The sequence below is a fragment of the Novipirellula sp. genome (assembly GCF_041583735.1).
GTDB lineage: Bacteria > Planctomycetota > Planctomycetia > Pirellulales > Pirellulaceae > Novipirellula.
The window spans coordinates 1-6,455 of record NZ_JBFHFD010000493.1; the positions used below are offsets into that span (position 1 = coordinate 1).

Consider the following 6,455-nt stretch of genomic DNA (forward strand, 5'->3'; position numbering starts at 1 on the left):
CGGAGGCCAATTGGGCGCGACCATGGAAGCTCGCGACGGCGTCTTTGGCGAATACATCGCGGGGATCGATCGCATGGCGTCCGCGTTGATCCGCACGGTCAATGAAGTGCACTCGCAGGGGCAAGGCCGAGAAGGGTTCCAAGATTTGCTTTCCAGCGTCAAGTCCGACGCATTTGTGCCGCTCGATCAAGCGGGGTTAGCGTGGACGCCCAACAATGGCACCTTTGATATGAACCTAGTCGATGCGTCGGGTGAAGTGATCTCGACCCATCGGATCAAAGTAAAGAACCTGGGGCAAGTCACCGATTCGACGGTTAGCTCAATCGTGGCCGATATCGATGCGATTGATGGTATTACGGCCAGTGTGACCAGTGGCGGACAAATCGAAATCCTTTCTGACTCGCCAACCTCTTCGTTTACCTTTGGTGAGGATACCAGCGGGTTTTTAGCGGCGGCGGGTATCAATACATTCTTTGTCGGTCGCAGTGCCGTTGACATCAATGTCAACGATGCGTTGAAAAAGGATAGTGATTTTTTAGCGATCAGCGCAGGCGGAATTGGCGAAGACACCGACGTCTTATCTCGCATGCTCGATTTGGTAGACCGCCCTGTGGATGAGCTCGAAGGGCGATCGATTCGAGGTATCTACGAATCGACAATTGCCACCATGGCTCAGAAAATTAGTCTGCAAGGAAGTGAAGCGGATGGCTTGCGAGACTTTTATGCCACGCTTCAGGGGCAACATCTTGCCATCACCGGCGTGAACATCGACGAAGAATCGATCAAGCTGATTGCATACCAGCGCGCGTTTCAAGCGTCGTCGCGAGTGATCTCGACCGCGACCGAAATGCTTGACATTCTAATGAACCTGTAACTCCAGCGCGTGGCAACCATCCACGCTCTGGCGAGCGTCGCTGCAAAAACGCACATGCCGTAATTTGACGCCTGTAAATGCTTCACCGCGTTGGCCAAAACGGCTAACTAAAACAGCTGTCTGCGAAGTCAGTGCAGCGCTGGCAGAAAACACCGCCGTTCAGAAAGCGTGTTCGGAAAACAGAACTTCAGGCCGTCCTTTAGCACTCCGTTAGCCTCTCTGCGTCTTCATATTTCTCGAATGTGGGCGATCGCTAAGGTGGTGCAAAGTCGCATAACGGCACTGAATCGTGGGGTCTTACCACCCTATGGCCAGAGCGACGAGTTTTGTTAAGAGCGTGTTAATTGTTGGTGAGCGAAGGTTCCGGCGAGCGAAAGAGGGGACTAAAACTGGGCTCAAAAGTTTCAGATCGCCTCCCCCGGATCCAGTACGAGTCCCACTGTGAACAAAAGTGCGTATCGCTTCTGTTGTCTTACCGCCCTCGTCATTTTGGTCGGTTGCAACGCTTCAAGCTCTTCCAGTTCCACTCCCGGGGGCGACTCCGATTCGCTAGCCCAAAACATCAAGTTGCAAGGCTCCGGAGCGAGTTTTCCTGCTCCACTGTATGGCCGCTGGTTCAAAGAATACAGCTCGGCGACCGAGGGCGTGAAGGTGGACTACCAAGCCAAGGGAAGCGGCGGCGGGATCAAGGATTTTATTGGTCACACGGTGGATTTCGCAGCCAGTGACGCTGCGATGAACGACAGCGAGATCGCTCAAGTCGACGACGGCGTTGTCTTGTTGCCGATGACCGCAGGTAGCATTGTGTTGGCCTACAACCTTCCCGAGCTGAAGAAGCCATTGTCTCTTTCACGCGACGCCTACACCAAGATTTTCTTGGGCGAAATCTCGAAGTGGAATGATGCTGCGATTGCCGCGACCAACGAAGGGGTGGATCTTCCTGAATTGCCCGTCACCGTGGTCCGTCGTGCCGACAGCAGCGGAACCACGTTCGTGTTCACCAATCACCTCAGCGCCGTCAGCAAAAAGTTTGCCGACGGCCCGGGGGTTGGAAAAACGGTCAACTGGCCCGAGAGCGACAAGTTCATCGCCGCACCCAAGAACGATGGCGTGACGGCAACGGTCATGCAAACCCCTGGTGCGGTCGGCTACGTCGAGTTTGGTTTTGCCGAGCAAGCCAAGTTGCCAATGGCAACACTCGAAAACGCTTCAGGCAAATTCATCGAGCCTACGCTGGAAAATGCAACCGCAGCTTTGGCAGGCGTTGAGATGCCAAAAGACCTGCGTGCTTGGTTGCCCGATCCCTCTGGCGAAAAAGCCTATCCGATCGTCAGTTACACATGGTTGCTGTGCTACGAGAAGTACGAAGATTCGGCCAAAGCCAATGCCCTGAAGAGTCTGGTCAAATGGTGCTTGCACCAGGGGCAAAAGTCGAGTGCGGAAATGGGCTACATCCCGCTCCCGGAAAACGTGGTCACGACCGTGACCGAAAAGCTCGAGACCATCAAGTAGTTTAACGACATGAGGTGCCGTGATAGATGCTTCATCCGTCACGGCGATTGATTGCCAAGTCTATCGATCCTCGTTTTGCAGCTCTTTTTCTAGGCGACTCCATGGCTAATGCCACGCTTTCCGATCTCGCGGAATCGGCGTCAATCTCTTCGCCTCCGTCATCGATGGAGATTGCGAAGGATCGTGCGTTTCGCGGATTGACTCGAGGTTTCGCTTGGCTGACCGTGTTGGTTGTGTTTTTGGTGGTGTACGAAGTTGCCACCAAAGCGATGCCAGCGATCAGCCAGCATGGGCTTCGTTTTCTGACCTCGTCCACATGGGATGTGCAAAACGAAGAGTTTGGCGTTTTGCCCGAGATTTGGGGAACGCTGTACAGTTCGTTGTTGGCCTTGCTGATCGGTGGGTTCTTCGGCGTTTCGATCGCGATCTTCTTAACCCAAGACTTCTTGCCTCACAAAGTTGAGTGGGCTTTCAAGAACGTTGTGGAATTGTTGGCGGCGATCCCCAGCGTGGTCTACGGATTGTGGGGAATCTTTGTCGTGATCCCAATGTTGCGTCCGTTCGCGACATGGTTGCATGAAAATTTGGGCTGGATCCCGTTTTTCAAAACCTCGCTATCGGGGCCTGGGATGTTGCCTGCGGCACTGGTGTTGTCGATCATGATATTGCCGACCGTCTCGGCGATCTCTCGCGACGCGCTGAGCAACGTGCCGAAAAAATTAAAAGAAGCGGCCTTCGGGTTGGGGGCCACCCGTTGGGAAGCGATCATCGGGGTGATCGTGCCAACGGCGTCGACCGGCATCTTCGGCGCACTGGTGCTCGGCTTTGGCCGCGCGTTGGGCGAGACGATGGCATTGGCGATGCTGGTGGGAAATTCAAACCAAATGAGTATTTCACTCTTCTCGCCCGGCAATACGCTAGCGGCGCTGTTGGCGAATCTTTTCCCTGAAGCCGGGGAGCGCGAAGAGCCTGTGTTGATGTACGCCGCTCTGATCCTTTTGGCGATCACATTGCTGGTGAACATCTGCGGTGCGTTTGTGTTAAAGCACGCTTCAGCCCGCATGCGTGGAGGTGCAAAATGAACACGGCTGAAATCACCACCGAATTCAACGACGTCGACTTTCCTCGCTTAGAGCGTTCACTGCGTCATCCGCGAACCTTGTTCAGCATCGTGTTGAGTATTGGAACCGGAATCGCCACCATCATCGCATGTGTGCCACTATTCAGCGTTTTGATCATGCTGATATGGCGAGGCGGAAAAAAAATCTCGCTGGCTTTGTTTACCGAGTTGCCCCCGACGGCATTCGAAGAGGGAGGCGGTTTTGGCAACGCGATTGTCGGAACGATCGTGATCGTGTCGATTGCCGCCGCGATCGCGATTCCTTTTGGTATCTTGACCGCGGTCTTCTTGGCCGAATTTGGTCCGCAGAGCAAGACGGCGTCAATCGCCCGCTTTTGTGCAAAGACATTGACCGGATTGCCATCGATTTTAGCGGGCGTGTTCGCTTATGCCGCGATTGTGATTGCGACCGGCGGGTATTCCGCACCGGCAGGCGGGGTGGCGTTGGCGCTGTTGATGTTGCCGACCGTGATTTTGACGGCCGAAGAAGCGATGCGAATGGTACCGGTCAAGATGAAAGAAGCTGCGATTGGGATGGGGTGTACCCCGACTCAGGTCGCTTGGAAAATTGTCCTGCCAACCGCGCTGCCTGGGATCTTGACCGGCGTGATGTTGGCCGTCGCGCGTGCCGCGGGTGAAACGGCTCCGTTGCTGTTTACCGCACTGTTTAGTAACTACTGGATTTTTGAGGACGGAAGTTCTCAGGTCATGGAGCCGACCGCTTCGCTTGCTGTGTTTATTTACAACTTTTCCGGCATGCCCTTCGAGAACCAAATCGAAATGGCATGGGCCGCTTCCTTGATCTTGGTGTTGATGGTTTTGACGATCAACATTTTCGGTCAAATCATTTCGAGTCGCTCCAAAGCCTCTTAGGAAAACCCACGTGATTGCTTCAGCTAAAGTTGAAAACGATGTCCTTGCCAACAACAATGGTTCATTGTTGTTGGATTGTAATATCGAAAACCTGTATTACGGAAACTTCCGTGCGGTTCGTGACAGTCGCATTCCGATCCATCGCGGTTCGATCACTGCGTTTATTGGCCCATCGGGATGTGGGAAAAGTAGTGCACTGCGTTGCTTGAACCGAATGAATGATTTGGTTCGTGGATTTCGATTCGAAGGCCATGTGCACTTTCGTGGCAAAGACATCTACCACGCCAAAGTCGATCCCGTGGCGGTACGGCGTTACATCGGAATGGTGTTCCAGCAACCCAATCCATTTGCAATGAGCATCTACAACAACGTCGCCTTCGGTTTGCGTTTGAATCGCTATCGCGGCGATATCGCCGAGAAGGTTGAAAAAGCACTGCGCGGCGCTGCGTTGTGGGACGAGGTCAAGGACAAACTGAAAAATAGTGGTCTTTCGCTCTCGGGAGGACAACAGCAACGGCTGTGTATTGCCCGCGCGATCGCGACCGAGCCCGAAGTGTTATTGATGGACGAGCCGTGTTCGGCATTGGATCCGATCGCCACTCGCCGCATCGAAGATTTGATGCAGGAATTGAAAGAGAATTACACGATTGCGATCGTGACTCACAATTTGCAACAAGCCAAGCGTGTTGCTGATCAAACCGCGTTTATGTACGTCGATACCAGCGGCGGCGGGCGAACCGGTTATTTGGTCGAGTTTGGCGATACCAATGAACTGTTTGATTCGCCACAAGAAGATGCGACAAAACAATACATCAGCGGTGAGTTCAGTTAGCGTGATGAGCGAGGAACTGTATTCACGTATTCGCGAAGAAATATTGGATTCGATCGACGAAGAACTCGAATTAGAGCTCGAGGATGCGTCGACCGAAAACGCACGTCCGAATTTGGCCGATCGTGAGACGCGTTTTCGTCGCCAATACTTTGTCGAACTGCTGAAACTGCAACACGAATTGGTCAAATTGCAAGATTGGGTGGTTGCCACCGGTACGCGTGTCGCCGTGCTGTTCGAAGGACGTGACGCAGCAGGCAAAGGGGGCGTGATCAAGCGAATCACCCAGCGATTAAATCCACGCGTATGCCGTGTCGTCGCGTTGCCCGCACCAAGCGAGCGTGAAAAGACCCAGTGGTACTTTCAACGCTACGTCAATCATCTACCCGGCGCGGGCGAGATCGCGTTGTTCGATCGCAGTTGGTACAACCGCGCCGGCGTCGAGCGAGTGATGGGGTTTTGTACCGATCGAGAATACGAACAATTCCTTCGCACCGCGCCGGAATTCGAACGAATGCTGGTCGATTCGGGGATCATTCTGATCAAATACTGGCTTTCGATCACCGACGAAGAACAGCAATTTCGCTTTCAATGCCGCATCAATGACTCATTAAAACAGTGGAAATTGAGTCCGATGGATTTGGAATCGCGAAAACGTTGGGAACAGTACACGATCGCAAAAGAGATCATGCTCGAGCGAACGCATACCGCCGAGGCGCCTTGGTGGATCGTTGATGCGGTGGACAAAAAGCGAGCGAGATTGAATTGTATCGGTCACTTTTTGAGCCAAGTTCCCTATACCGAGGTTCAGAGCAAAAGTATTGAGTTGCCACCACGCGAACGGAGCGACGATTACCAACGCATTCCAATGCCCGAGCGGATGTTTGTCCCAAGTCTCTTTTAACCCGAGACTCGTTAACCCGTGCGGAAATCCGCCGCCAGCGATTGCCGCAAACTCTTTAGCGGACGCGCCGCATGTAGGTCAGGAATTGCTTGTCAAGCTTTTCGAGTGTGGTATCGAACGCCGTTTCGAACATCGCGATGCGTTCGCGTTTGCTCAATTCCACTAGCGGTTTGACTTGGCTGAGCTGCCGCAGGTATTTGACGAATTCTTCTCGCTGGGTCTTAAGTAAAAAATAGGTCAGCGCCCAACCTTCGCCATAAGCATCGGCGGCGGTGGCGGGGCTGCGGAATCGTGAGTCATCGGCAATCAGCGTCGCCAGCGATTCATCGGGCCGGCTCGGTAG

The 6,455-nt window shown here is 53.6% G+C and carries 7 protein-coding genes; 6 read left to right on the forward strand and 1 reads right to left on the reverse strand.

Annotation, left to right across the window (positions count from 1 at the left end):
• The 6 genes from ABX962_RS26570 to ppk2 form a co-directional block, all read left to right on the forward strand.
• The coding region (locus ABX962_RS26570) for a flagellar basal body rod C-terminal domain-containing protein (RefSeq protein WP_372723905.1) at positions 1 to 874 on the forward strand (874 nt) is incomplete at its 5' end.
• 441 nt (positions 875 to 1,315) lie between these two features.
• Positions 1,316 to 2,386, forward strand: coding sequence for a phosphate ABC transporter substrate-binding protein PstS (gene pstS, locus ABX962_RS26575; protein ID WP_372723907.1), 1,071 nt, complete (start codon positions 1,316 to 1,318; stop codon positions 2,384 to 2,386).
• Positions 2,387 to 2,487: 101 nt separating this feature from the next.
• Positions 2,488 to 3,468: a phosphate ABC transporter permease subunit PstC gene (gene pstC, locus ABX962_RS26580; protein ID WP_372723909.1), complete on the forward strand. Its 981-nt coding sequence runs from the start codon at positions 2,488 to 2,490 to the stop codon at positions 3,466 to 3,468.
• The gene (gene pstA, locus ABX962_RS26585) at positions 3,465 to 4,379 is read left to right on the forward strand and encodes a phosphate ABC transporter permease PstA (RefSeq protein ID WP_372723911.1); all 915 of its coding nucleotides are present in this window, start codon (positions 3,465 to 3,467) and stop codon (positions 4,377 to 4,379) included. Before pstC ends, pstA begins: the two co-directional genes overlap by 4 nt.
• A gap of 64 nt (positions 4,380 to 4,443) precedes the next feature.
• Positions 4,444 to 5,211, forward strand: coding sequence for a phosphate ABC transporter ATP-binding protein PstB (gene pstB, locus ABX962_RS26590; protein ID WP_345320571.1), 768 nt, complete (start codon positions 4,444 to 4,446; stop codon positions 5,209 to 5,211).
• 4 nt (positions 5,212 to 5,215) lie between these two features.
• Positions 5,216 to 6,112, forward strand: coding sequence for a polyphosphate kinase 2 (ppk2, locus tag ABX962_RS26595; RefSeq protein WP_372723915.1), 897 nt, complete (start codon positions 5,216 to 5,218; stop codon positions 6,110 to 6,112).
• A 55-nt stretch (positions 6,113 to 6,167) separates the two neighbouring features.
• Here the strand turns inward: ppk2 and ABX962_RS26600 are convergent.
• Positions 6,168 to 6,455 (reverse strand): DUF1570 domain-containing protein (locus ABX962_RS26600; RefSeq protein WP_372723912.1); only part of this gene is annotated, 288 nt, incomplete at its 5' end.

Excerpts from the sequence above, each read along its gene's own strand:
- pstC (WP_372723909.1), top strand. The coding sequence starts at position 2,488 with ATGGCTAATGCCACGCTTTCCGATCTCGCGGAATCGGCGTCAATCTCT.
- pstA (WP_372723911.1), top strand. The coding sequence starts at position 3,465 with ATGAACACGGCTGAAATCACCACCGAATTCAACGACGTCGACTTTCCT.
- ppk2 (WP_372723915.1), top strand. The coding sequence starts at position 5,216 with ATGAGCGAGGAACTGTATTCACGTATTCGCGAAGAAATATTGGATTCG.